Annotated in this window: 23 protein-coding genes and 2 pseudogenes; 7 read left to right on the top strand and 18 right to left on the bottom strand. The window is 74.2% G+C overall.

Annotation, left to right across the window (positions count from 1 at the left end):
• Positions 1-26: 26 nt before the first annotated feature.
• Positions 27-1,616, bottom strand: a complete 1,590-nt coding sequence (locus ABT006_RS10315) for a Rieske 2Fe-2S domain-containing protein (RefSeq protein WP_350704908.1) — start codon at positions 1,614-1,616, stop codon at positions 27-29.
• A gap of 270 nt (positions 1,617-1,886) precedes the next feature.
• On the opposite strand from ABT006_RS10315, the gene ABT006_RS10310 reads away from it, so the two are divergent.
• Positions 1,887-2,108 (top strand): DUF2631 domain-containing protein, encoded by a 222-nt coding sequence (locus ABT006_RS10310; RefSeq protein WP_350704906.1) that lies wholly within the window; start codon positions 1,887-1,889, stop codon positions 2,106-2,108.
• Between the two features lie 100 nt (positions 2,109-2,208).
• On the opposite strand, the gene ABT006_RS10305 is transcribed toward ABT006_RS10310, so the two are convergent.
• The 9 genes from ABT006_RS10305 to ABT006_RS10265 all read right to left on the bottom strand — a co-directional run bounded on the left by ABT006_RS10305 (position 2,209) and on the right by ABT006_RS10265 (position 11,968).
• Positions 2,209-3,606: a DivIVA domain-containing protein gene (locus ABT006_RS10305; protein ID WP_350704904.1), complete on the bottom strand. Its 1,398-nt coding sequence runs from the start codon at positions 3,604-3,606 to the stop codon at positions 2,209-2,211.
• Between the two features lie 31 nt (positions 3,607-3,637).
• Entirely contained in the window at positions 3,638-4,786 is a 1,149-nt protein-coding gene (gene rlmN, locus ABT006_RS10300) for a dual-specificity RNA methyltransferase RlmN (protein WP_350704902.1), read from the bottom strand.
• A 104-nt stretch (positions 4,787-4,890) separates the two neighbouring features.
• The gene (locus tag ABT006_RS10295; protein WP_350704900.1) at positions 4,891-6,096 is read right to left on the bottom strand and encodes a phosphatidate cytidylyltransferase; all 1,206 of its coding nucleotides are present in this window, start codon (positions 6,094-6,096) and stop codon (positions 4,891-4,893) included.
• Positions 6,097-6,403: 307 nt separating this feature from the next.
• Entirely contained in the window at positions 6,404-6,961 is a 558-nt protein-coding gene (frr, locus tag ABT006_RS10290; protein WP_091096739.1) for a ribosome recycling factor, read from the bottom strand.
• Between the two features lie 78 nt (positions 6,962-7,039).
• Complete coding sequence (gene pyrH, locus ABT006_RS10285) at positions 7,040-7,807, bottom strand: UMP kinase (protein ID WP_350704898.1); 768 nt, start codon at positions 7,805-7,807, stop codon at positions 7,040-7,042.
• Between the two features lie 163 nt (positions 7,808-7,970).
• Positions 7,971-8,798 carry a translation elongation factor Ts gene (gene tsf, locus ABT006_RS10280; RefSeq protein WP_350704896.1) on the bottom strand — a complete coding sequence of 276 codons (828 nt, stop codon included), beginning with the start codon at positions 8,796-8,798 and terminating at the stop codon, positions 7,971-7,973.
• Between the two features lie 135 nt (positions 8,799-8,933).
• Positions 8,934-9,779 (bottom strand): 30S ribosomal protein S2, encoded by an 846-nt coding sequence (rpsB, locus tag ABT006_RS10275; protein WP_350704894.1) that lies wholly within the window; start codon positions 9,777-9,779, stop codon positions 8,934-8,936.
• A gap of 381 nt (positions 9,780-10,160) precedes the next feature.
• Positions 10,161-11,381, bottom strand: a complete 1,221-nt coding sequence (locus ABT006_RS10270) for a hypothetical protein (RefSeq protein ID WP_350704892.1) — start codon at positions 11,379-11,381, stop codon at positions 10,161-10,163.
• Positions 11,382-11,485: 104 nt separating this feature from the next.
• A complete protein-coding gene (locus ABT006_RS10265; RefSeq protein ID WP_350704890.1) occupies positions 11,486-11,968 on the bottom strand; it encodes an HIT family protein in 483 nt (160 codons plus the stop codon).
• A gap of 153 nt (positions 11,969-12,121) precedes the next feature.
• On the opposite strand from ABT006_RS10265, the gene ABT006_RS10260 reads away from it, so the two are divergent.
• Genes ABT006_RS10260 through ABT006_RS10250 form a run of 3 tightly spaced genes read left to right on the top strand, consistent with a single transcriptional unit; the run spans position 12,122 to position 15,297 of the window.
• Positions 12,122-12,481, top strand: coding sequence for a YraN family protein (locus tag ABT006_RS10260; protein ID WP_350704888.1), 360 nt, complete (start codon positions 12,122-12,124; stop codon positions 12,479-12,481).
• A 51-nt stretch (positions 12,482-12,532) separates the two neighbouring features.
• Positions 12,533-14,053: a YifB family Mg chelatase-like AAA ATPase gene (locus ABT006_RS10255; RefSeq protein WP_350704886.1), complete on the top strand. Its 1,521-nt coding sequence runs from the start codon at positions 12,533-12,535 to the stop codon at positions 14,051-14,053.
• Positions 14,050-15,297 (top strand): DNA-processing protein DprA, encoded by a 1,248-nt coding sequence (locus tag ABT006_RS10250; RefSeq protein ID WP_350704884.1) that lies wholly within the window; start codon positions 14,050-14,052, stop codon positions 15,295-15,297. The genes ABT006_RS10255 and ABT006_RS10250 overlap by 4 nt, the downstream gene beginning before the upstream one ends.
• Positions 15,298-15,313: 16 nt before the next feature.
• Here ABT006_RS10250 and ABT006_RS10245 read toward each other — a convergent pair whose 3' ends face one another.
• Complete coding sequence (locus ABT006_RS10245; protein WP_350704882.1) at positions 15,314-15,649, bottom strand: hypothetical protein; 336 nt, start codon at positions 15,647-15,649, stop codon at positions 15,314-15,316.
• Between the two features lie 504 nt (positions 15,650-16,153).
• Between ABT006_RS10245 and ABT006_RS10240 the strand changes: the two genes are divergently transcribed.
• Positions 16,154-17,239 carry a tyrosine-type recombinase/integrase gene (locus ABT006_RS10240; protein ID WP_350705127.1) on the top strand — a complete coding sequence of 362 codons (1,086 nt, stop codon included), beginning with the start codon at positions 16,154-16,156 and terminating at the stop codon, positions 17,237-17,239.
• Positions 17,240-17,358: 119 nt separating this feature from the next.
• Here the strand turns inward: ABT006_RS10240 and ABT006_RS10235 are convergent, their stop codons facing one another.
• On the bottom strand, positions 17,359-17,949 hold the full coding sequence (locus tag ABT006_RS10235) for a GNAT family N-acetyltransferase (protein ID WP_350704880.1): 591 nt from the start codon (positions 17,947-17,949) through the stop codon (positions 17,359-17,361).
• Between the two features lie 92 nt (positions 17,950-18,041).
• On the opposite strand from ABT006_RS10235, the gene ABT006_RS10230 reads away from it, so the two are divergent.
• Entirely contained in the window at positions 18,042-19,223 is a 1,182-nt protein-coding gene (locus tag ABT006_RS10230) for an aminotransferase class V-fold PLP-dependent enzyme (RefSeq protein ID WP_350704878.1), read from the top strand.
• Positions 19,224-19,295: 72 nt separating this feature from the next.
• Here the strand turns inward: ABT006_RS10230 and ABT006_RS10225 are convergent.
• Positions 19,296-19,913: pseudogene (locus tag ABT006_RS10225) on the bottom strand (murein hydrolase activator EnvC family protein); the annotation flags it as partial.
• A gap of 242 nt (positions 19,914-20,155) precedes the next feature.
• Between ABT006_RS10225 and ABT006_RS10220 the strand changes: the two are divergent.
• The gene (locus tag ABT006_RS10220) at positions 20,156-20,785 is read left to right on the top strand and encodes a methyltransferase domain-containing protein (RefSeq protein ID WP_350704876.1); all 630 of its coding nucleotides are present in this window, start codon (positions 20,156-20,158) and stop codon (positions 20,783-20,785) included.
• 117 nt (positions 20,786-20,902) lie between these two features.
• Here ABT006_RS10220 and ABT006_RS10215 read toward each other — a convergent pair whose 3' ends face one another.
• The 5 genes and pseudogenes from ABT006_RS10215 to lepB (ABT006_RS10195) form a co-directional block, all read right to left on the bottom strand.
• Entirely contained in the window at positions 20,903-21,226 is a 324-nt protein-coding gene (locus tag ABT006_RS10215; protein WP_007075222.1) for a DUF2469 domain-containing protein, read from the bottom strand.
• A complete protein-coding gene (locus tag ABT006_RS10210) occupies positions 21,223-22,035 on the bottom strand; it encodes a ribonuclease HII (protein ID WP_350704874.1) in 813 nt (270 codons plus the stop codon). Before ABT006_RS10210 ends, ABT006_RS10215 begins: the two co-directional genes overlap by 4 nt.
• Entirely contained in the window at positions 22,029-22,517 is a 489-nt protein-coding gene (locus ABT006_RS10205; RefSeq protein ID WP_350704872.1) for an NUDIX hydrolase, read from the bottom strand. The genes ABT006_RS10210 and ABT006_RS10205 overlap by 7 nt, the downstream gene beginning before the upstream one ends.
• 48 nt (positions 22,518-22,565) lie before the next feature.
• Positions 22,566-23,186, bottom strand: a complete 621-nt coding sequence (gene lepB, locus ABT006_RS10200; protein ID WP_350704870.1) for a signal peptidase I — start codon at positions 23,184-23,186, stop codon at positions 22,566-22,568.
• Between the two features lie 9 nt (positions 23,187-23,195).
• Positions 23,196-24,070, bottom strand: a pseudogene (lepB, locus tag ABT006_RS10195) (signal peptidase I).
• Between the last annotated feature and the right edge of the window lie 112 nt (positions 24,071-24,182).

Here is a 24,182-nt window from a genome sequence, read left to right as displayed (position 1 = left end):
GGCGCGGGAAAACGGCCGCTAGTGGACTAGCTGATCGCTTCACCCGCCGGGGCGGGGGTCTGCTCGTCGACGCGGTGGGCGCGGATCTTGTGCCCGACGCTGGTCAGGCACCGACCGCTGGCCAGGTCGAACTTCCAGCCGTGCAGCTGGCAGGTGAGCTGGTCCCCGTCGACGATGCCGAACCGGGTCAGGTCCGCCTTCAGGTGGGGGCAGCGCCGCTGCACCACCCAGTCGCCGAGGGTGATGTCCTCGGCGTCGCTGGTCCGCTCGTGCTCGTCGTACCAGCCCTCGGCGTACTGGAGCCGCTCCTCGGAGAGGCACTTGAAGAACGCGTAGACGAACTCGTTGTACTGGCCGATCCGGGCGGCGGAGAAGCGGCAGGAGAGGAAGAGGGAGTTGACCCAGTCCACCTCGCCGATGTGCAGCAGGTGCTCGACCAGCGCCCGCTCGGTGCGGAACCGGTAGCGGACCTTCTCGTCCGCGTACGGCCGGACCTCCTTGCCCGGGAAGTCCACCACGATCGACTCGATCGTCTCCCCGCCTGAGCTGTCGGTGCCGACCAGGTCGAAGCGGACCGGCCCGCCGACCCCCTTGGCCAGGTAGATCGACTCGTCCAGCAGCGGCTCGATCCGGCGCTTCATCTCGCCGAGCACGTCCACCTCGGGGTGCCGCCAGGACGCCTTCTCCGCCTCGATGACCGGCCGCTTGCGTTCCCGCATCTCCTCCAGGTGCGCGACCTTGTTCGCGAAGAACTCCTCCACCGGCATGGGGTGGATGGTCTCGCAGCTCTCGGTGGTGATCTCGGCGACGCTGCCCGGAAGCAGCACGACGCCGTTGGTGCCGCCGACCTTCGCGTACTCGCTGAGGAAGACCGACTGGTCGGGGAAGATGTTGCCCTCGTCGCCGTGGATGTCGTTGAACTGCCACAGCTCGTCGTCGAGGAAGCAGGGTGGGCCGGCGATCGGGAAGACGTGGTCGGCCTTCAGGTCGTCGATGTAGCGCCAGGTGCGGTCGAACTGCCGGTCCCGCTTCTGCTTGCCGAACGCGGTCTTCGCCGCCTGCGGCAGCTCGTAGACCATCGGGTACCAGATCGCGCCGGAGAACTGGAGCATGTGCGCGTGCACGTGGCCCAGCTCGGCGAAGACGCTCAGGTCGGTCGGGCGGGCGTCGTTCTGGTTGAGCAGCCGGACCCCGTCGTACTCCACCCACAGCGACGAGTCGCCGATCGGGCCGTCGGTCGGGCTGGTCAGCGCCTGGATCATGATCCTCAGGCCGCCGTCCAGCTCGACGACCTGCTCGTTCGGCGCCTTCAGGAACTTCGTGAAGCCCAGCTCCCGCAGTTCGTCCTCCATCTCGGAGGTGGGGAACGCGGGCAGCAGCACGGTGGCCGCCTTCGACACGAAATTCTTCAGGTGCGCCGCGTCGAAGTGGTCCCGGTGCAGGTGGGAGACGTAGAGGTAGTCGACGTCGCCGAGGGTCTCCCAGTCGAGCAGGGAATTGTCCGGAAAAGGGAACCACGACGCGAAATAGGCCGGGTTGACCCACGGGTCGCACAGGATGCTGCCCGCGGCCGTGTCGATCCGCATGCTGGCGTGTCCCGTACCGGTCACTCGCACCGCAGTTCCCCCTCGAAGACAAACAAAAGGTGTACGTCCGAAACGCTACCGGAGGCAGTCTGGCGAGCGACCCGCGACGCCGGTAGTGCCGTTACGCCCGGCCCCGCCGGGACCTTGGACCCACGCTGTCGCACGCGAGGGCGTTCGGGCCGGCGCCCGTGCCGTCGGCGCGGATCGTGCGGTCCGCCCCATCCGGCCGGACCCAGCGCCGAGCCTGGCACGGGGCGTGCCAGACTAGCCGGAGATCCGATCGCGAGGGAAGGACCGACAGTGGCAGGAAGCGAGCCGGTAACGTCGCCAGACCAGCACAAGCCGGGGCACCGCAAGTCCGGGCGGATCGGCGCGGTGCTCACCGCGCTGGTGCTGCTGGCGATGCTCTGCGGCAACCACGAGGGCAGGGTCGAGGACATCTGGCTGATCGGCCTGGCCGTGCTGCTGCTAGTCATCGTCATCGGCGACACCGTGCTGCGGCGCAACGGCCTGCGGTCCTGACCGCACCCCCGTCAGCCGGCGTCGAGCCGGTCCGCGCGCCGGAGACGACACGCACGAGGGCCCGCCCCCGACCGGGGAGCGGGCCCTCGTCGTACGCGGGTCAGCGGCGGAACAGGATGTCCTGCACGTCCTTGAGCGCCGCGTCGACCTCGGCCTCGAAGTAGCCGCCGGGCACCAGCCCGAAGCGCAGCGTGTCCAGTTCCTTCGGGTTCACCGGCATCGGGTTGCGCCCCTGCATGCCGCCGAGCAGGGTCTCGAAGAACCGGTCGACCTGGTCCGGGTCGTACCCGCTGCCGAACCGGCGCACCTGGAAGCTGCGGCGGATCTGGTCGACGTGGTAGAGATCGCTGCCGGGCGGGCCGGCCATCGGCGGGCCGGCTATCGGCGGCGGGCCACCGACCGGCGGGCCACCGACCGGCGGGTTACCGACGGGCGGTCCGGCAACCGGCGGCGGCCCGCCGAAGCCCTGCTGCGGGGGCGGCCCGGCCGGGCCCCGACCCCGCAGCTCGCGCAGCTCCCGCTCGGGCATCCGGATCTCGGCGGTCATGTCGGTGCGCCCACGCCGGCCGGCCTCGAAGCCGTCGAAACGCGGCTCGTCGCCGTAACCGCCCGGACCGTCGCCGTAACCGCCCGGACCGTCGCCGTAGCCACCGGGGCCGTAGCCACCCGGACCGTCACCGTAGCCGCCGGGGCCGTCACCGTAGCCACCCGGGCCGTCACCGTAGCCACCCGGAGCGTCGCCGTAGCCGTCGGGACCGGCCGACAGGCCGCGCGGGGGCGGGCCGCCGTGATGCATCGGCGCGCCCGGACCCATCGGGCCGGGGCCGCCCGGGCCGCGCTGCGGCTCGTAGCCACCCCGGGGGCCGTCGTAGCCCCCGGCGAAGGCGCCGGTCGGCTCGTCGTAGCGGCCGTAGCGGTCGGCGGAGGGGCCGGCCTGGGTGGGCATCGGCCGGGGCGGCATCGACTGCGGACCGGGAGGCATGCCGCGATCGTCGTGCATCGGCGGGCCCATTCGATCCGGCGGGCCCATCTGGTCCGGCGGGCCGAGCCGGTCCGGGGGTCCCATTCGGTCCGGGGGGCCCATCCGATCCGGGGGGCCGAGCCGGTCCGGGGGGCCCATCCGATCCGGCGGGCCCATCCGATCCGGGGGGCCCATCCGATCCGGCGGGCCCATCCGATCCGGGGGGCCCATCCGATCCGGCGGGCCCATCCGGTCGGCGGCCCGGGGGTCGCCGCCGCGGCCACCGACGCCGCCGCGCTCCTCCAACTCGGCCAGCTGCCGCTCGACCCGGTCCAGGTGCAGGTCGACCTGCCACTCGTCGTAGCCGTTGAAGCGAACCCGGAAGACGACGTCGTGGACCTCCTGGGAGGCCACGGGGGCACCTACCGGCTGACCGTCGAGCGTCGCCTCGACCCGGTCCAGGAAGGCGTCGACCTCGTCGACCTTGTATCCCCGGCGGAGCGCCTTACGCCGGAAACGCTGACCCTGACTCGCCACTATGTCTCCTGGTCTCGTTCGCTACGCCCGGTCACGCAGTCTCCCCGGTCCGGTCGGTGTCCCTGTCGTCGACGGCGGCGGCGAGCTGCCCACACGCTCCGTCGATCTCGCGACCCCGGGTGTCCCGCACCGTCGTCGACACCCCGGCCTCACGCAACCGCCGGACGAACTCCCGCTCGACCGGCTTCGGGCTGGCATCCCACCGGCTGCCCGGAGTCGGATTGAGCGGGATGAGGTTCACGTGGGCCAGCTTCCCGGCCAGCAGCCGCCCGAGCAGATCGGCTCTCCACGGCTGGTCGTTCACGTCCTTGATCATCGCGTACTCGATCGACACGCGACGCCCCGTTGTCGCCGCGTAGTCCCACGCTGCGTCCAGCACCTCGGACACCTTCCAGCGCTGGTTGACCGGCACGAGTTCGTCGCGCAGCTCATCATCGGGGGCGTGCAGCGACAACGCAAGGGTCACCGAGAGGTCTTCGCTGGCCAGCCGGCGGATGGCCGGCACGAGGCCGACCGTGGAGACGGTGATGTGACGCTGCGACAGCCCCAGCCCCTCCGGCGCCGGGGCGACGAGCCGGCGGATCGCCGCGATCACCCGGGAGTAGTTGGCCAGCGGCTCGCCCATGCCCATGAAGACGACGTGCGACAGGCGGGGCGGTGATCCCGCCACCGCGCCGGAGGCGGCCACGCCGGCCAGGTAGACCGCCTGGTCGACGATCTCCGCGGTGGACAGGTTGCGGGTCAGCCCGGCCTGGCCGGTGGCGCAGAACGGGCAGGCCATGCCGCAGCCGGCCTGGCTGGAGATGCAGACGGTGACCCGGTCCGGGTAGCCCATCAGCACGCTCTCCACCAGCGAGCCGTCGTGCAGCCGCCAGAGCGCCTTGCGGGTCGCGCCGTCGTCGCAGGCCAGCTCGCGGACCGGGGTGAGCAGGCGCGGCAGGAGCTGGTCGGCGAGCCTGTCCCGGGCGGCGGCCGGAAGGTCTGTCATCTGCGCCGGATCGCGCACCAGGCGACCGAAGTAGTGGGTGGAGACCTGCTTGGCGCGGAACGCCGGCTCCCCCAGCTCGGCGACCAGCGCGCGGCGGCCGGCGAGGTCGAGGTCGGCGAGGTGACGGGGAGGCATCGCGGGCCGGCGCCCGGGGGCGTCGGGGTCTGCGGGGATCAGGGGCAGGCTCGTCATGGCGGGTCCAGTCTGTCACGCCGGACGGCCGACGCACCTGTCCGGAGGTGCCGAATCGACCCCCACCGCCCGGCCGGGGCCCGCGACGGCCGGTGATTCACGCCTCACTCCAGCACCGGGACGAAGACCGCCAGCAGCAGGTACGCGGTCGGCAGCGCGAAGAGGATCGAGTCGAGCCGGTCCATCAGGCCGCCGTGCCCGGGGAGCAGGTTGCTCATGTCCTTGACCCCGAGGTCCCGCTTGATCATGGATTCGGCGAGGTCGCCGAGGACGGCCGCGCCGGAGACCGCCAGCCCGAAGAGCGCGCCCCACCACGGGGCCACGTCGAAGAGCAGCCAGAGCAGCAGGGCGCTGCCCAGCGCCGCGGCGGTGACCGAGCCGGCGAAGCCCTCCCAGGACTTCTTCGGGCTCACCGAGGGGGCCATCGGGTGCTTGCCGAAGCTGACGCCGGCGGCGTACCCGCCGGTGTCGGAGAGCACCACCGCGACCAGGGTCACCAGCACCCGCAGGTGGCCGTCGTCCGGCGCCGCCGCCAGCAGCGCGGCGAACCCGCCGAGGAACGGCACGTACACGGCGATCAGGGTGGCCGCGGTCAGGTCGCGCTGGAAGCCGCGCGGCCCGTCGCCGAGCCGCCAGACCATCGTCCCGAGCACGGTGACCAGCAGGCCGAGGCTGAGCGCGTCGGGACCGGCGAACCAGGCCAGCCCGATGGTGAGCACCCCGCCGGCGATCAGGGGCACCAGCGGCGGGTGGGCACCGCTGCGGCGCACCGCCCGGGCCATCTCCCAGATACCGACCGCGACCGCGCCGGCCACCACCACCAGGAAGGCGGGCGGGTAGAAGAACAGCGGGACCACGATCAGGGCGCCGAGGGCCACGCCGACCGCGATGGCGGCCGGCAGGTTGCGCCCGGCCCGGCTCGATGCGGGCTGCTGCGTCGGGGGCCGGTCGGCGCTGGCCCGGCGTCGGCCGCGCTGCCGCCGGCCCGGGGCCCGCGCGGGCTCCGGCTCCGGGTCGCGCACCGGTTCCAGTTGGGTCGTCGGATACTCGGAGTCGTCCGGGTGGTGACCGTTCGTCCCGGCCGGGCTGTCGTACGGGGCACCGTCCGCGCTTCCCGGCTCGGAGTGGGCGTCGACCTGCGGGCGGAGGCGGGTGTGCGGCTCGGCGTACATGTCAGGGGCGACGCCGGGCCGGCGGTGCCACTGGCCGGGCTCCGTCTCGGGCTCCGGCCAGGGCAGGGCAGGGGCGGGACGGTCGGGGCGGTCCCAGCCGCGGGGCTCGGCGCTGCCGTAGGGGTCGAGGTGGGACATCACGCACCGAACGGGCCGGGCACGAGATCCACCGCATGACGCACAACCACAAACATTCCCCTACCCGCGCGACTGTTCCGTCCGGTTGACCCGCCCGACGGCCGGCCGATCCCCACGGTTCACCGCAGGGTGGCCGGGAATCGTGCCGAGCCTACTGCACCCGTCGTGTCCCCACGCCGGACCGTGTCCCGCGCCCGTCCCCGGGCGGCGGGCGCAACGACGGTGGCACCGGCCCCCGCCACCCGGGTGCGGGCGGCGGCGCCGGTGCCACGGTGTCGTCGTCGCCGGTGGTGACCGGCGTACGGCCTCAGACCTCGAGAAGCTCGTTCTCCTTGTGCTTCACCAGCTCGTCGACGGCGGCGACGTAGCGCTGGGTCAGGTCGTCGAGCTCCTTCTCCGCCCGCCGGCCGTCGTCCTCGCCGACCTCGCCGTCCTTGACGAGCCGGTCGAGCTCTTCCTTGCCCTTGCGGCGGATGTTGCGGATGGCCACCTTGGCCTCCTCGCCCTTGTGCCGGGCGACCTTGATCATGTCGCGGCGGCGCTCCTCGGTCATCTGCGGGAGCAGGATGCGGAGCTGGTTGCCCTCGTTGTTCGGGTTCGCGCCGAGGTCGGAGTCGCGGATCGCCTTCTCCATGGCGTTGATCTGCGAGTTGTCGTACGGCTTGATGATCACCATGCGCGGCTCGGGCACGCCGATGGACGCCATCTGGGGCAGCGGGGTGGGGCTGCCGTAGTAGTCGATGATGATCTTGGAGAACATGGCGGCGTTGGCGCGACCGGTGCGGATCGCGCCGAACTCCTCCTTGGCGTGCTCGATGGCACGCTCCATCTTCTCCTCGGCCTCGAGGAGGGTGTCGTCGATCACCGGTCTCCTCGCCTCCTTCTTGTGCTCGTCGTGGCTTGTGGTGTCGGAGGAACCGCTGAACGCGGTCGCGAGACCCGCTCAGGCGGTGATCAGGGTGCCGATCTTTTCGCCACCCACGGCCCGGATGATGGTGTCGTCGCCCTGCGCGCCGAAGACCAGCATCGGCAGGCCGTTCTCCATGCACAGGCTGAACGCGGCGGCGTCCGCGACCCGCAGGTTGCGGCGCAGCACCTCGGAGAAGGTGATCGAGTCGAACTTGCTGGCGGTCGGGTCGACCCGCGGGTCGGCGGTGTAGACGCCGTCCACGCCGTTCTTGCTCATCAGCACCACGTCGGCGCGGATCTCCAGGGCGCGCTGGGCGGCCACCGTGTCGGTGGAGAAGTACGGCATCCCGGCGCCCGCGCCGAAGATCACCACGCGCCCCTTCTCCAGGTGCCGGATGGCGCGCAGCGGGATGTAGGGCTCGGCGACCTGGGCCATCGTGATCGCGCTCTGCACGCGGGTCTCGACGCTCTCCTTCTCCAGGAAGTCCTGCAGCGCGAGGCAGTTCATCACGGTGCCGAGCATGCCCATGTAGTCGGCACGGGCCCGGTCCATGCCGCGCTTCTGCAGTTCGGCGCCCCGGAAGAAGTTGCCGCCGCCGACCACCACCGAGACCTGCACACCGCGGCGCACCACGGTGGCGATCTGCCGGGCGACGGCCTGCACCACGTCCGGGTCCACGCCGACCGCGCCCCCGCCGAACACCTCGCCGGAGAGCTTCAGCACCACCCGTCGGGCCCGGCCGGGGGGCGGGGCCGTCGGATCGTCCGCCGCCAGACTCCGGTTACTCACAACCTGCGTCATCCGCCCCGCCCTTCCCCATGCGCACGTCCCGTACGCCGCGTACCGCGAAACTGCCGTAGCCGACCCTATGTGACAAGGAGGCCGCGGTGCCTGTCACGTACACCGGCGGCCTCCTCGTCGACGTTTACCCTTCCCGCGGACGCACGACGCGCCCCGGGGCGGCTCAGGCCTGGCCGACCTCGAACCGCACGAAACGGGTGACCTCGATGCCGGCCTCGGTCAGCATCTGCTTCACCGTCTTCTTGTTGTCGGCGACCGACGCCTGCTCGACCAGGACGTAGTCCTTGAAGAAGGCGTTCACCCGACCCTCGACGATCTTCGGCAGGGCCGCCTCGGGCTTGTTCTCCTCGCGGGCGGTCTGCTCGGCGATGCGCCGCTCGGACTCGACGACGTCGGCCGGCACCTCGTCACGGGTGAGGTACTTCGGCCGCATCGCGGCGATCTGCATGGCGACGGCACGCGCGTCGGCGTCGCCGGCCTCGTCGGTCTTGCCCGCGTACTGCACGAGCACGCCGACCGCCGGGGGCAGGTCCTGGCTCTTGCGGTGCAGGTAGACGGCGGTGGTGCCGTCGAGCTTGGCGAACCGGTTGAGGACCAGCTTCTCGCCGATCTTGGCGGACTGCTCCTGGACCAGGTCGGCGACGGTCTTGCCGTCCAGCTCGGTGGCGAGCAGCTCCTCGGCGGTGCCGACGCCGCTGCGCTCGCCGTGCTCGACCAGCCGCTGGGCCAGCTCGATGAAGGCGTCGGTCTTGGCGACGAAGTCGGTCTCGCAGTTGAGCTCGAGCAGCGCCTGGCCGGAGTGGGCGATCAGACCGTTGGCGGCCGTGCGGCCGGCCCGCTTGCCGACGTCCTTGGCGCCCTTGACGCGCAGGATCTCGACGGCCTTGTCGAAGTCGCCCTCGGCCTCGGTCAGCGCCTTCTTGCAGTCCATCATGCCGGCGCCGGTCAGGTCGCGGAGCTTCTTGACGTCCGCGGCGGTGAAGTTGGACATGGCTCTCTCTTCGGTGTTGAGACTGCGGGTGGGTTGGTCCTGGTGCCGGTTACCCGGATCCGGGCGCGACGTGCCCGGCGTACCGGCCGCTTCCCCGCCGTCCGAAAAAACGGACGGCGGGGAAGCGGCGGCGCGTCACTCCGCGGCGGCGGTCGCCGGCTGCTCGGCCGGCTGCCCCTGCTGCTCGTCGGCCTTCTTCGGCTCCTCGAGCAGCTCGCGCTCCCACTCGGCCAGCGGCTCGTCGGAGGCCACACCCGGCTCCGGCTTCTCGTCGGTGCCCCGACGACGGCCGGAGCGGGCGATCAGGCCGTCGGCGACGGCGGCGGCCACGACCTTGGTCAGCAGCTCCGCCGAGCGGATCGCGTCGTCGTTGCCCGGGATCGGGAAGTCGACCTCGTCCGGGTCGCAGTTGGTGTCGAGCACCGCGATCACCGGGATGCCCAGCTTGCGGGCCTCGTCGACGGCGATGTGCTCCTTCTTGGTGTCGACCACCCAGATCGCGGCCGGGAGCTTCTGCATGTCCCGCAGACCGCCGAGGGTGCGGGTCAGCTTGTCCTTCTCGCGGGAGAGCTGCAGGGTCTCCTTCTTGGTGTACCCGGCGGCCGTGCCGCTCAGGTCACCCAGGGCCTCCAGCTCCTTCATCCGCTGCAGCCGCTTGTACACCGTCTGGAAGTTGGTCAGCATGCCGCCGAGCCAGCGGTGGTTGACGTACGGCTGGCCGACCCGGGTCGCCTGCTCGGCGATGGCCTCCTGGGCCTGCTTCTTGGTGCCGACGAAGAGGATGCTGCCACCCTCGGCGACGGTCCCGCGCACGAAGTCGTAGGCCTTCTCGATGTAGTCGAGGGTCTGGCGCAGGTCGATGATGTAGATACCGTTGCGCTCGGTGAAGATGAAGCGCTTCATCTTCGGGTTCCAGCGCCGGGTCTGGTGCCCGAAGTGGACACCGCTCTCCAGCAGCTGGCGCATGGTCACGACGGCCATGGTGGGGTACTCCTTGCGTCCCTGGTTGTCCCGCCCGGCCGGCGGCCGGGCGTCCTGGCGCCCGGTCGCCGGCCATGACGGGCCCGACCAAGATCGGGACCAGGGAGGCCGTCGCCCCACGACGACTCGTGGAGAGGGCGCGCGAGGTCGACCGCACGAGGCGGTCGCCAGTCGACCAGTGTACGCCCCTTTCCCGCCGCCACCGCCGCGGGTGGCGGGAAGGGGTCAGAACGCCCATTTCCGGCACCCTCATCGCCGGCGCTCGCCGGGCGACCGCGCTCGGGACGGCGGCAGGCCGTGGGGTGGCGGCCCGCCGTACTCGGCGAGACGCTCACCCACGACGGCGTGTCCCGGAGCGTGGATCGCCGGCTCGGGCCGGCGTCAGCCGACCGCGAGGGCGGCGGCGACGAACAGCACCAGGCCCACGGTCAGGTAGGCCGTCGGCGGGCGCAGCCAGCCCCGGCCCCCCTCCGCCAGCGACAACCCGCCGGTACGCAGCCCGTACAGGCCGATCGCGAAGATCGGCAGGCCGCAGACCAGGAAGGTGCCCGCCACGACGTCGGCGGCCGAGAGCGGGTCGCCGGTCACGCCGCTGAGCAGCACCCGCAGCGCGGGGACCTCGAACACCGCGACCAGCAGGGTGAAGAGCGCGGCCAGCGCGGGCCGGCGGGTCCGGTAGACCCCGTCGCCCGCCGGCGGGGACGGGTGCGGGCCGACCACCGGCGGATAGACCGGCACCTCCCCGGGCGGCATGTCGCCACGGGGGCCGATCGGCGGCATCGGGCCGGTCGGCATCTCCAGCGGGTTCGGCGTCCCGACCGCCGACTGGGGCGCGACGACCGGCGACTCCGGCGGGTTCGCGGACTCGGCACCCCGATGGGGCTCGACGATCGGATAGCCGCCCAGCGGGGCCGGGCGGGTCGGCTCGTCGGCCCGCTCGACCGGACCCGCACCGGCCAGCGCGTCGACGCCCGACGTCGAGACCGCCTCCCGCGACTCCCTCGCCTCCCGCGCCGCGCGCCGACCCGGCCGGTCGGCCGGCAGCTCGCCGGAGACCTCCGGGTCCGGCTCGGCGCGCCGGGCGCGGCTCGCCCGGTATCCCTCGGTCTCTGCCCGGTCGTCCCCGAGCGACGGCACCGCGACGAACCGCCCCAAGTCACTCTCGGCGCCGCCGAACCGCCCGGACGCCGGCTCGACCGCCGTGAAACGACCCGAGTCCGGCTCGACCGCCGCGAAGCGACCCGAGTCCGGCTCGACCGCCGCGAAGCGACCCGAATCCGGGTTGGTCACTGCGAAGCGACCCGAGTCCTCCGGGCCACCGAAGCGGGCCCGGTCGGCATCGACGGCGCCGAAGCGTCCGGAGGCGGGCTCATTCGTCGTACCGAAGCGGCCCGGCTCACCGCGCCGGCCGGTCGCGGCCTCGCCGTGGCGGCCGTCCTCCGCGGCGCGGCGCTGCTCGGGGGTGCTCAGGTCGTCGTCCCGGTGCCGGGTCTCGGCCGGTCCGCGCCAGTCCGGCTCCCCGTAGCCACGGTCGCGGTCTGCGGGATACCAGCGCGACTCCTGATCTTCGGCAAAGCTCCGTCGTCCGTCCACGTTCGGCACCGTATGCGACGGGCTCCACGGGCGCCATTCACCCCTCGGGCACCCGCGGCAGCCGAGCGGCCGGGCTCCGCAGGACGACGGTCCAGGGGGCAGTGCGACGGCGCTCAGGGGCGGGAACCCTCAAGCCGGTCCAGCTCCGCGGCGAGTTGCGCGCGCAGCTCGCCGTGTGAGGGCCCGAGGGCGTACGCCGGATCACGCCACACCTGCGTCGGATAGCGGTAGACCGGTCCCTGCCGCAGCTCGGCCGGCTCCCAGTCGTACCGGGGGCGCACGTGCGCGTGCAGGAAGGCGTCGAGGTTGCCGAGGATCTCGTAGTTGATCCGCCGGAAGCCCGGGTCCCGGCGGGCGCAGACCCGGGCCACCGCCTCGCCGAGCAGGTCCATGTCCGCCAGGAACGCCAGTCGCCGGCCCCTGGGCAGGTCGGTCAGCCGGTCGACCGACGGGTCGTCCGTGATCAGCACGCAGTATCCCGGGAGGTGCTGGTTGTCGCCGATCACGGCGAACCCGGCGGAGAGCCGGCGGAGGACGGTGGGATTCTCGCCACGCAGGGCCGCGCGGACCCGGTCACTCCGCCAGTCGACGCCCATCCGGCGCACACTAGCGGACGGCCGGGTGTCCGAGGGTCGGTCCACATAGCACAGCACGGGCATGATCGTCCGCTCGTCCACAACCCGTCCGCCTGTCCACAGGTCGGCGACGCGGGGCGGCGGAAGCCGCCCGGGCCGGGCACGGTGCCGGGCATGACGAAGCGGAACCAGGCGGTCGGCGCGTACGGCGAGCGGTGCGCCGTCCGGCACCTGATCGGGGCGGGGCTGCGCCCCGTCGCCCGGAATTGGCGCTGCCCGGCCGGGGAGATCGACATCATCGCCTGGGACGGGCCGGTGCTCGCCTTCTGCGAGGTGAAGACCCGCCGCTCGGACGAGTTCGGCCCGCCGGCCGAGGCCGTCGTACCGGCCAAGGCCCGCCGGTTGCGCGGGCTCGCCGCCCGGTGGCTGGCCGACACCGGCACCACCGCGGACGAGGTGCGCTTCGACGTGATCTCGGTACGCCTCACCGGCGCCGGCGCCGCCCGGGTCGAGCACCTCAAGGGCGCGTTCTGAGATGGCCGGGCGCAGCGGACGGATCTCCGATGGCCTGGGACGGGTGGCGGCGTGAGCTACGCGAAGGTGCTCTGCGTGGGCCTGGTCGGCGTCACCGGCCACCTGGTGGAGGTCGAGGCCGACCTGGCGGCCGGTCTGCCGGCCGTCGTCATCTCGGGGCTGCCGGACACCGCCCTGCACGAGGCCCGGGACCGGGTCCGCGCGGCGGTGGTCAACTCCGGGCAGCGGTGGCCCAACCGCCGGATCACGCTCAACCTGCTGCCCGCCGACCTGCCCAAGTTCGGCTCGGCGTTCGATCTGGCGATCGCGGTGGCCCTGATGGGCGGCTCGGGTGAGCTGCCGCTGCTGCCGCTGGAGCGCGTGGCGGTCCTCGGCGAGTTGGGCCTCGACGGCACCGTCCGACCGGTGCGCGGCGTACTGCCGATGGTCGCCGCGGCCGCCCGGGCCGGCGTCGAGCGGGTGATCGTCCCGGCCGACAACGCCGCCGAGGCGGCGGTCGTCCCCGGGGTCCGGGTCCGGGCGGTCGACACGCTGCACCGGCTGGTCAGCTTCGTCCGTGACGGCACGCCCCTGATCGAGCCGGAGGCGGGCGGCCCGGCACCGGCCGGCGACGGGCCCGACCTGGCCGAGGTCGCCGGGCAGGGACTGGGCCGGCGGGCGCTGGAGGTGGCCGCGGCGGGCGGGCACCACCTGGCGCTGCTCGGGCCGCCGGGCGCCGGCAAGACCATGCTCGCCGAGCGCCTCCCGTCGATCCTGCCCGAGCTGGACGACGAGGCCGCGCTGGAGGTCACCGCCCTGCACTCGATCGCCGGGCTGCTCCCTTCGGGCGGTCGGTTGCTGCGTCGCCCGCCGTTCCAGGCGCCGCACCACACGGCGACGGTGCCGTCCCTGGTCGGCGGCGGTTCGGGGTTGGCGCGTCCCGGCGCGATCTCGCTCGCCCACCGCGGGGTGCTTTTCCTCGACGAGGCGCCCGAGTTCAGCCGGGGCGCGCTGGAGGCGCTGCGCCAGCCGCTGGAGAACGGCCGGGTCCGGCTGGCCCGCAGCCGCGGCGGTGCCGAATACCCGGCCCGTACGCAACTCGTGCTTGCGGCCAACCCGTGCCCGTGCGCCAAACCGGCCGGGGACGCGTACTGCGAGTGCCCGCCGCAGGCCCGCCGGCGCTATCTCAGCCGGCTCTCCGGTCCCCTGCTGGACCGGATCGACGTGCAGGTGAAGCTGCCACCCGTCCGGGCGGCGGAGCTGATGGAGGCCACCGTGGACAGCGAGTCGTCGGCCACCGTCGCCCGGCGGGTGGCAGCCGCCCGGGAGGCCGCAGCCGCACGCTGGGCGGTCCTCGGCCGCCGGCTCAACGCGGAGATACCCGGGCCGTACCTGCGTCGACCGCCCTGGCGACTGCCCGGGCCCGACACCGCCGAGCTGCGGGCGCGACTGGACTCCGGGTCGCTCTCCGCCCGGGGCTTCGACCGGATCATCCGCCTGGCCTGGACGGTCGCGGACCTCGACGGCCGGGACCGGCCCGACCGGGAGGACGTCCGGGAAGCCATTCAACTGCGAACGGGGGACGGCACGTGAGCACCGACGAGGAGACGCTGGCCCGGGTGGCGCTGACCTGGCTCGCCGAGCCGGGCACCCGGTCGGTGCACCGACTGGTCGACCGGCTCGGCGCGGCGGCCACACTCGACCTGCTGCTCGACGGGGGCGCGCCGGACGAGACGTTGCGGGCGACGGTGGCGGCGCGCACCGCCGCCGGGGACGCCCGGGCGGTCGCGGCCGAGGCGCTGGCCCGCGGGGACCGGCTCGGGGCCCGGATCGTGGTCCCCGGCGACGACGAGTGGCCCGACCGGATCGACCAGTTGCGCGGGCTGCGGCTGCCCGGCGCGTACCGCCGGGTGGACACCGAGACCGCGCCGCCGCTCTGCTTCTGGGTACGCGGCTCGTGGCCGCTCGCGGAGGCGCTCGACCGCTCCGTCGCGGTCGTCGGCGCCCGGGCCGCCACCGGGTACGGCACGCACGTCGCCACCGAACTCGGCTACGGGCTCGCCGACCGGGACTGGACCGTCGTCTCCGGTGGCGCCTTCGGCATCGACGCGGCGGCCCACCGGGGCGCGCTCAACGCCGGGGGCATCACGGTGGCCGTGCTCGCCTGCGGCGTGGACCGCCCCTACCCGATGGGCAACGCGGCGCTGTTCGACCGGATCGCCGACACCGGGCTGCTGGTCAGCGAGTGGATCCCGGGGGCCGACCCGCTGCGTCCCCGGTTCCTCATCCGCAACCGGGTGATCGCGGCGGGGACCCTCGGCACCGTGCTGGTGGAGGCGGCGGCGCGCAGCGGCGCCACCCAGACCACGCACCGGGCACTCGCCCTGACGAAACCGGGGATGGTGGTGCCGGGCCCGGTCACGTCGGCGATGTCGGTGGGCACGCACGAGCTGCTGCGCGAGCACCCGAAGGCCCGGCTGGTGACCGGGGTCGCCCAGGTGCTGGAGGAGGTCGGGCGGATCGGCGAGCTGGCGCCGGTGCCGCGCGGCCCGCAGCGGCCGGTCGACCAGCTCGACGACGACGCCCGGTCGATCGTCGAGGCGCTGCCCCGCCGGGGCGCCGTGGGGGTGGACGTCCTCGCCGCCCGGGCCGGCGTCGCCGTCCGCACCGCCCTGCGGAAACTGTCGATGCTGGAGGAGCTGGCCCTGGTGGTCCACCGCGCGGACGGATACGCCCTCGCGCCGCCGGCCGGCGCGGGTCGGGCCGGCCAGGGGCGGCGCGGTAACGACCAGCCGCCGCGCGCAGGCGGGCGGACCGGCGAGGAGGCCCGACGCTGAGCGGGCCGCCAGCCGGTCAGTCCCCCTCGAAGCGGATCTCCATCTCGCGGTCCGGCCGGCAGTGCCGCGCCAACAGGTCCAGGCGGCGCACGTGCGTCACCTCGGGCGTCGTCCGGGCCACCTCGGCGAGGCAACGCAGTTCGGCGAGGAGCTGCGCTGCCTGGTCGGCGGGGACCACCAGCTGACCGACGGGGTCGACCCGGTCCAGCATCGGGGTACGCCCGGTGCCGCGGACCCGCTCGACGAGATCCAGCAGCACGTCGTCGGGATCGGGCAGCACCTCGGCCGGCACGAGGCGGCGCCGGCCCGAGCCCGCCCCGACCACCCGGTAGAGGACGACGTCGACCCCCATGCCCGGTCCCCCTTCGTCGAGCACCGTCCGTCGCGTCGCGACGACGACGTGCGCTCACCCGTTGGTACGCCAAGTCTGCGCGCACCGGCCGCGGTAATCCATCACCCCGCCCGAACGACTGGGACAGCAGCCGTCCGGCCGCTCGGCCACAGTCGTCATGAGGGCTCCCGTCGGGCCGCGCCGGCTTCCGCCCCGGCGTCGGAGCGGTCCCGGCCCGGTCGGTCCGGCCGGTCGCACACCCGCCTGCGGCCCAGCGCCCGGCCGGGGCGGGTGGCCCGGGCGCGTGGTCGCCGGGTCCCGCCGACCGTAGGCTGGCGCTGTGCCAGAGGATCCACCACCGGCGGCCTGCACGAGGGTCGCGCCCCGCCGCCCACGATGCCGGCGGCCGGCCACGGGGAGCGGAACTGTTCGCCGGGGGCGCCGACGGTGGCGGCGAAGCGGGGCGTCGCGGTGAGCCGAGAGCCGGCCGGCACCAGGGCGACGCACGAGGCGCTCCCGTCGGCGATGCGCGAGGCGGTGGACGAATTCGCCGGGCACCTGGCCGGGGTGCGCAACCGGTCCGCGCACACGGTCCGGGCGTACGTCGGCGACGTGGTGTCGCTGCTGGACCACGCGCGCCGGATGGGCTGCGCCGAACTTGCGGAACTCGACCTGACGGTGCTGCGCAGCTGGCTGGCGAAGCAACGGACGATGGGCGCCGCGCGGACGTCGCTCGCCCGCCGGGCGGCCTCGGCACGGACGTTCAGCGCCTGGGCGCACCGGTCCGGGCGGCTCCCCACCGACGTGGCGGGTGCGCTGGCCAGCCCCCGCGCCCACCGGGACCTGCCGTCCGTTCTCCGTGCCGACCAGGCCGCCGCGCTGGTCGAGGCGCCCGGCCGGTCCGCCCCGGGCGCGCCGACGACGCCGGACACCGTCGCCGGGTCACGGCCCCGAGTCCTGGCGCCGGGCGGACGCCTGACCGCTCCGGGCAGTGCTTCCGGGCCGACGGAGACGGACCCGGCGGACGGAGACGCGGCGGCGCACACGGCGGACGGCACCGCCAAGGCCGGCGCCGCGAGCGGGGCCACGGCGGAAGGTACCGCCGAGGCCGTGGTGCTGCGGGACAGAGCGCTGCTGGAGCTGCTCTACGGCACGGGCGTACGGATCAGCGAGGCGTGCGGCCTCGACATCGCCGACGTCGACCACGCGCGGCGGGTCGTGCGGGTGTTCGGCAAGGGCGGCCGGGAGCGCGCGGTCCCGTACGGGGTGCCGGCGCAGCGGGCGCTCGACGAGTGGCTGCGGCACGGCCGCCCCGCACTGGCCGGGCCGCACTCCCGGGAGGCGCTGCTGCTCGGCGCCCGCGGCGGGCGGCTCAACCCGACGACGGCCCGACGGATCGTCAGCGGGTACGCCGAGGCCGCCGGGCTGCCCCCGGTCAGCCCGCACGGGCTGCGGCACTCGGCGGCGACCCACCTGCTCGAGGGCGGTGCGGACCTGCGGGCGGTGCAGGAGCTGCTGGGGCACTCGTCCCTCGCGAGCACGCAGATCTACACCCACGTGTCGGTGGAGCGGCTCCGCGCCGCCTACCGCCAGGCCCACCCCCGCGCCTGACCGGTGGGAGGGAGCCGGACGGCCATGCCCGACCGTCGCGGTCATGGCCCGGCCGTTGGGGCCGCCGAGATGCTGGCCGGTGTGATCGCCTGGCGGATGCGGGTCGCCGGCGTCGACTCTCAGGAGCGGCGCGGCGACGAGCCCGGGCCGTCCGGGGCAGAGCCGCGGAGCAGCACATGCGGCGGCCGGCCCAGGTCCAGACACATCCGCACGTCGTCGTAGCGCTCGTCGCCCACCTCGATGACGTTCGGCAGCCGGCCCCATTCGCGGAACCCGAGCCGCTCGTAGAGCTCGATGGCTCCGTGGTTGTTGCCGCGTACGCCCAGCGCGAGGGTCTCGATGCCGGCCTTGCGGGCGTCGTCGACGAGCGCCCCGGTGACCAGCCTGCCGATGCCTCGGCCGCGGGCAGCCGGGTGCGCGGTGATCTTCTCCAGGTCGGCGTAGTGGGCGAAGATCGGCTTCGGGCCGCGCCGCCACAGCCCGGTGCCCACGACCCGGGAGTCGAGCACGGCGAGGACCAGCGCGGCGTCGCCGGCCCCGACCAGGCTCAGCACCCCGTCCAGCCAGGCGTCGGTCTCGGCGCGGCCGGGCGGGACCGCGTACCCGATCGCGCCACCATGCTCGGCCACCGCGTGCAGCACCCGGTGCACGTCGGCGCGGAGCTGTCGGTCGGCGGCGGTCGGCCAGCGCAGTTCGACGTGGGTGTCCACGATCCGCAATTCTGCGGGATCGAGCGGGGTCGACCGGCACGGGTACCCGGCGGAACGCCGGCCGGAGATCCACCGGCCGCTACGATCACCGGGTGAGCGTCCCGCAGCCGCCAGAGCCGATCGCGGCAGCCCGCCTGCTCTTCTCGCTGGACCCGGCGGTCAGCCACCTCAACCACGGGTCGTTCGGCGCGGTCCCGGTCCCGGTGCAGCGGGCCCAACAGCGGCTGCGCGACGAGATGGAGGCCAACCCACTGCGCTTCTTCACGCAGGGGCTGGTCGACCGGATCACGCACACCCGCCGCCACTTGGCCGGATTCCTGGGCGCCGACCCGGACGGCACCGCCCTGGTGCCGAATGCCACCACCGGCGTGGCGGTGGTGCTCCAGTCGCTCGGCCTACGCCCCGGCGGCGAGGTGCTCACGACCGACCACGGCTACGGCGCGGTCGGCCTCTCCATCGCCCGCGAGTGCCGCCGTACGGGGGCGGTCACCCGGGCGCTGCGGGTGCCGCTGGCCGCCACCGACGAGGAGGTCGTCGAGATCGTCCGCGCGGGGCTGCGCCCCGGCCGGACCCGGCTGCTCGTGGTGGACCAGCTCACCTCGGCCACCGCCCGGCTCTTCCCCGTCGCCGCGATCGTCGGGGTGGCCCGGGAGCACGGGATACCGGTCCTGGTCGACGCCGCGCACGCCCCGGGCATGCTGCCGACCCCGGTCGGTGGCATCGGCGCCGACTTCTGGGTGGGCAACCTGCACAAGTGGGCGTACGCGCCGCGCGGCAGCGCCGTGCTGGTGGTCGCGCCGCCGTGGCGGGAGCGCATCGAGCCGCTGGTCGTCTCGTGGGAGCAGGAGTCGGGGTTCCCTGGTCGGGTCGAGTGGGCGGCGACGCAGGACTACACCGGCTGGCTGGCCGCGCCGGTGGGCCTGTTCACGCTGCGCAGCCTCGACGTCGACCGGGTACGGGCGCACAACGCCGCGCTGGTGGCGTACGGCCAGCGGGTGGTCGGGGACGCGTTGGGGGTGGCCCCCGCCGACCTGCCGGGCCCCGGCGGGCCCGGGGTCGCCATGCGGATCATCCCGCTGCCGGCGGGCCTGGGCGCCACGTTCGACGCGGCGCGGGCGCTGCGGGAACGCATCGCCGAGCGGCTCGCCACGGAGGTGGCCGTCATGGCCTGGAACGGGCGGGGCTGGCTGCGGCTGTGCGCGCAGGTCTACAACACCGCCGACGAGTACGAGCGCCTCTCGGTGCGGCTTCCCCCGCTGCTCGCCCAGCGCTGAGCCACCGCCGTCCCACCGCTGCCCGCCCGACACCGGCTGTCCAGGTCCGCCGGTTGCCGGCGGGTCGGTGCTGGCGCCCGCGAGCGGCAGCAGCCGCACCGGGCCGAGGCCGAGCAGCGCCAGCGGGTCGAGGTAGTCCGTGCCGCGCCGCAGCCCCCAGTGCAGGCAGGCCGGGGCGGGGCAGCCGGGGTGGCCGGCGAGCAGCGCGCCCAGCGGCGCCCCGGCGGCGAGCCGGGCGCCCGGGCGGACCGCCGGTGACACCGGCTCGTAGGTGGTCCGTAGTCCGTCGGCGTGCCCGACACTGACGACCGGGCGGCCGGCGACCATGCCGGCGAAGAGGACCGTGCCGGCACCGGCGGACCGCACGGTGGCGCCCGGCGCGGCGGCCAGGTCGACGCCCCGGTGGCCGGGCAGCCACGGCTGCGGCGGCGGGTCGAACCGGCGGACCGGGCGGGGTAAGCCGTCGAGCGGCCACCGGAACCGCGCCGCCCCGGGTGCCGGGGCCTCGGGTGCCAGGGCCTCGGGTGCCAGGGCCTCGGGGGCCGGGGCCTCGGGTGCCGGGGCCTCGGGTGCCAGGGCCTCGGGTGCCGGGGCCTCGGACGACGGCGGAAGGTCGGGCGCCGCGGCCGCCGCCCCTACCGGCACCGGGCCCGGCCCCGTGGCGGGCACGGCGGCCGGCCCGAGGGACAGCAGGGCGGCGCAGAGCGCGGCGACGCCGGTACGGGTTGCTGGTCGCATGGGGCGCAGCCTGCTCGGCGCGCGTCCCGCCCCGCCACCCCGGACGCCCGCCCCTGTGGACAAGGGGTCCCCTGTGGATGGCCACCGAAACCTGACGTGATCTGCTATGTGCCGGCTCGACTGGCGCGTTCCTCCCCGTCACCACCGCCACGAGGCGTCCCGCGGCCGGCGGGGTCGACGCCTAGGCTGGGCCGGTGACGCGGGACTGGTACGCCTGGCACGACGACTATGAGGACGCGGGGTCGGCGCTGTCCCGCCGGCTCGCCGAGGTGCGGCTGCGGGTCGGGCAGGCGCTCGACGCGGCCCCGCCCGGCCCGCTGCGGGCGGTCAGCCTCTGCGCCGGGCAGGGACGCGACCTGATCCCCGTGCTGGCAGCGCACCCGCGCCGCGACGACGTGACAGCCCGGTTGGTGGAGATGGATCCCCGCAACGCGGAGGTGGCCCGGTCGGCCGCCCGGACGGCGGGCCTGTCGTCGGTGGAGGTGGTGGTCGGCGACGCGGCGCACACCGACATGTACGCGGATCTCGTCCCGGCCGACCTGGTGCTGGTCTGCGGGGTGTTCGGCAACGTCAGCGAGGCGGACGTCCGCGCCACCGTGCGGCACTGCGCGGCGCTCTGCGCGACCGGCGGCACGGTGTTCTGGACCCGGCACCGGCGCAGCCCCGACCTCGTGCCGACCATCTGCGAATGGTTCGCGCAGGAGGGCTTCGCGCAGGTGGCGGTGAGCAGCCCGGCTGACGGTGTGGGCGTGGGCGTGCACCGGCTCCTGGGCGAGCCCCGTCCCCTCCCGGTCGGGATGACGATGTTCGAGTTCGTCGACTGAGACCGGCCACATCGGACGGTCAGGTCGGTGCGAGTTCGAGGGCCGCGTGGCGGGTGGGGGCCGCCGACGGGCCGGGCACCCGGTGGTCGGGCCACCGGGCGGGACGTGGGCGGTGGGTCAGCCGCCGAAGCCGGAGTCGGCGGGGAGGGAGATGTCGGGCTTCTCCAACTCCTCGACGTTGACGTCCTTGAAGGTCATCACCCGCACGTTCTTCACGAACCGGGCGGGACGGTACATGTCCCACACCCAGGCGTCGTGCATCTCGACCTCGAAGTAGACCTCGCCGTCGGAGTTGCGCACGTGCAGGTCCACCTGGTTGGCCAGGTAGAACCGGCGCTCGGTCTCCACCACGTAGGAGAACTGGCGGACAATGTCGCGGTACTCCCGGTAGAGCTGCAGCTCCATCTCGGTCTCGTACTTCTCGAGATCTTCCGCGCTCATCGCACTCCGCCTTCCATGACCACATCTTCCCCCACCGGCGCCGGAGGCCGAGGCTGCTCGCCCAACGCCACGCCGACGGTACCCCCTGCCGGCCCGGAGCGCTCCATCGGCTCGTCCAGCCTTGCGCCCACCGGTCGGCGGGCCCGTGGCGGGGCGCCGTCCCGACCGGACACCGCCGCCACGTTGACGTACGAGAACCGGTGCTCCCGGCACGGCCCCCGCTCCCGCAGCGCCGTGCTGTGCTCCGGCGTGATGTAACCCTTGTGCTCGGCGAACCCGTAGCCGGGGAACGTCCCGTCCAGCTCGACCATGATCCGATCCCGGGTCACCTTGGCGAGCACACTGGCCGCCGCCACGCAGGCGGCCACCCGGTCGCCCTTCCACACCGCCAGCCCCGGCACGTCGAGGCCGTCCACCCCGAAGCCGTCGGTCAGCACGTACTCGGGGCGGGTGGCCAGCGAGGCGAGGGCGCGGCGCATCGCGGCCAGGTTGCACACGTGCAGGCCCCGCTCGTCGACCTCCTCCGCCGGGATGACCACCACGGAGTACGCCAGGGCGCGGGCGACGACCTCGTCGTAGACCCGCTCCCGGCTGGCCGGGGTGAGCAGCTTCGAGTCGGCCAGCCCGTCGATCTCGCCCCGGCGCCCCTCGGGCAGGATCGCGGCGGCGGCGACCAGTGGGCCGGCGCAGGCGCCGCGGCCTGCCTCGTCGGCCCCGGCGACGTGCCGGAAGCCGCGCCGCTGCAACGCCCGCTCCAGCGCGTAGAGCCCGCCCTCGCGGCGTACCACCGTGCGGGGCGGCGTCAGCACGGCACACCTCCGTCAGCCGCCGGCGCCTCGGCCAGCGCCCGGCTCAGCACTGCCGGCAGGTCCGGCGGGTAGTAGCGCTCGTCGGTGGCGGCCAGCTCGGCCAGCGGCCACCACCGGTGGGCGGCGACGCTGGCCCGCTCGATCTCGCTGAAGCCAGCGGTGTCGACCTCGTGATCCGCCACCCGCACCAGGAAGAACTCCTGCTCCTGCCGGTACCACACGCCGTCGAACGGGAACTCCGTGACGTCGCGGTGCACCGGCGCGCCGAACGCCGGGGCCGGCAGCCGCAGCCCGGTCTCCTCGGCCAGCTCCCGCGCGGCGCCCTCGGCGTACGTCTCGCCGGGGTCCAGGCCGCCACCGGGGGTGAACCACCAGCGGCCGTGCTCGGGACGGGCCGGGTCGGAGCCGCTGAAGAGCAGCACCCGACCCGCCGCGTCGACGAGCAGGACGCGGGCCGCGCGCCGCGGGGTGTAGTCGGTCACCGCACCAGCCTGCCAGACGCCGCCGACAACGCCCACGCCCGGCGGCCCCTACGGCTCGGGGATGCCCTCGAACTGCTTCGGGACACTCAGCCAGGTGGCCCGGTTGACCGGCCAGAAGACGGTGAACGCCCGCCCGACGACCTCGTCCTCGGGGATGGTGGCTGTCGTGATGTCCTGCCCGGACTGCTGCCAGTGCTCCAGCGAGTCGCCCGACGCCTCGCGGTGGTCGCCCATCACCCAGAGCCGTCCCTGCGGGACGGTGATGTCGAACTCCTCGGCCGTCTTGTCCCCCGGGTAGATGTACGGCTCGTCCAGCGGCTTGCCGTTGATCACCAGCCGCTCCTGCGGGTCGCAGCAGACCACGTGGTCGCCGCCGACGCCGATGACCCGCTTGATGAAGTCCTCGCCGTCGGGGTTGCTGCTCCACTCCAGGGGAGCCTTGAAGACGATCACCTCGCCCCGGCGCGGCGACCGGAAGTCGTAGACCAGCTTGTTGACCAGCACCCGATCGTCGATCTGGAGGGTGTTCTCCATGGACGGGGAGGGGATGAAGAAGGTCTGCAGCACGAAGGCTCGCACCAGCACCGCGACCAGGATCGCCACGCCCAGGAGGATGGGCAGCTCCTTCCAGAAGGAACTGCGGGGCTTGTCGGTCTGCTCGTCAATCACGGATGGAGCCTACGTTGCCCGGCTGGGCGCCACCGTCCGGAACGCGCGAGAACGGCCAGCACGGCCACGAACGGGGCGAGCGGCACCACCCCGCCGCCCGGCGTGGGACGCACCGGGGGCGGAGCCCCGGTGGAGGCGGCGGGCGGATCGGCGACGTCGTCGAAGGTGGCCGGCACCGACAGCGTGCTCCACCGCGACGACGGCCAGACCACCGCGAAGGCGCGGCCCACCACGTTGTCGATCGGCACCGGCCCCTGGCAGCGGGCGTCCTGGGAGACCAGCCGGTGGTCGCCCATCACGAAGATCTGCCCGGGCGGAACCAGGACCTCCTCGAAGCGCCGGGACCGGCACTCGCGGGGGTTCGGCGGGATGTCGAGCGGCGAGTCCCGGATGACGTACGACGACTCGTCGAGCGGCGTGCCGTTGACCAGCACCCGGCCCTGGGCGTCACAGCACCTGACGCGGTCACCGGGCAGCGCGATGACCCGCTTGATGAAGTCCTTCTCGCCGGGGCGGCTGACGCCGACCAGGTCGCCGACCGTCCGGCCGAGCTTGCCCACGAACCCGGGCTCCGGCTGCGCGTCGACCTGCGGGGCCCACCGGTCGGTGCCCCGGAAGACGACCACCTCGCCCCGCACCGGGTCGCGTACGTCGTAGACGACCTTGTTGACCAGGACCCGGTCGCCGACGAGAAGCGTGTCCTCCATCGAGCCGGAGGGGATGAAGAACGCCTGGAGCAGGAAGGTGCGGATCAGCACCGCGAGGCAGAACGCGACGACCAGTAGCAGCGGCAGCTCCTGCCAGAGCGGCATCTGGCGGCGGGGACGTCGCGCCCGACGGCGCCACGGGTCGACGCCGCCGTCCTCGTCGAGCGTCTGCACCACGCCACTCCCCGGTCAGCAGATATGACAACTACCGCCCGGGAGCCTCGTCGAGGCCCCCCGGGCGGTAGTGGACGTCTCCCCCGCCCTCGTGGCGGGGCGTCGCCCGGCTGCG

It is taken from the genome of Micromonospora sp. NPDC002717 (assembly GCF_040295705.1).
In the GTDB taxonomy this organism is placed as follows: domain Bacteria; phylum Actinomycetota; class Actinomycetes; order Mycobacteriales; family Micromonosporaceae; genus Micromonospora.
The sequence above is the reverse complement of the archived record's forward strand: the minus strand, read 5'-3'. Positions and strand labels throughout refer to the sequence as shown.

What these genes read in the sequence shown, in the direction of transcription:
- rlmN (WP_350704902.1), bottom strand. Translation starts at nt 4,786, where the DNA reads ATGACGAGCCTGCCCCTGATCCCCGCAGACCCCGACGCCCCCGGGCGC.
- ABT006_RS10295 (WP_350704900.1), bottom strand. Translation starts at nt 6,096, where the DNA reads ATGTCCCACCTCGACCCCTACGGCAGCGCCGAGCCCCGCGGCTGGGAC.
- pyrH (WP_350704898.1), bottom strand. Translation starts at nt 7,807, where the DNA reads ATGACGCAGGTTGTGAGTAACCGGAGTCTGGCGGCGGACGATCCGACG.
- tsf (WP_350704896.1), bottom strand. Translation starts at nt 8,798, where the DNA reads ATGTCCAACTTCACCGCCGCGGACGTCAAGAAGCTCCGCGACCTGACC.
- rpsB (WP_350704894.1), bottom strand. Translation starts at nt 9,779, where the DNA reads ATGGCCGTCGTGACCATGCGCCAGCTGCTGGAGAGCGGTGTCCACTTC.
- ABT006_RS10265 (WP_350704890.1), bottom strand. Translation starts at nt 11,968, where the DNA reads ATGGGCGTCGACTGGCGGAGTGACCGGGTCCGCGCGGCCCTGCGTGGC.
- ABT006_RS10260 (WP_350704888.1), top strand. Translation starts at nt 12,122, where the DNA reads ATGACGAAGCGGAACCAGGCGGTCGGCGCGTACGGCGAGCGGTGCGCC.
- ABT006_RS10245 (WP_350704882.1), bottom strand. Translation starts at nt 15,649, where the DNA reads ATGGGGGTCGACGTCGTCCTCTACCGGGTGGTCGGGGCGGGCTCGGGC.
- ABT006_RS10240 (WP_350705127.1), top strand. Translation starts at nt 16,154, where the DNA reads ATGCGCGAGGCGGTGGACGAATTCGCCGGGCACCTGGCCGGGGTGCGC.
- ABT006_RS10215 (WP_007075222.1), bottom strand. Translation starts at nt 21,226, where the DNA reads ATGAGCGCGGAAGATCTCGAGAAGTACGAGACCGAGATGGAGCTGCAG.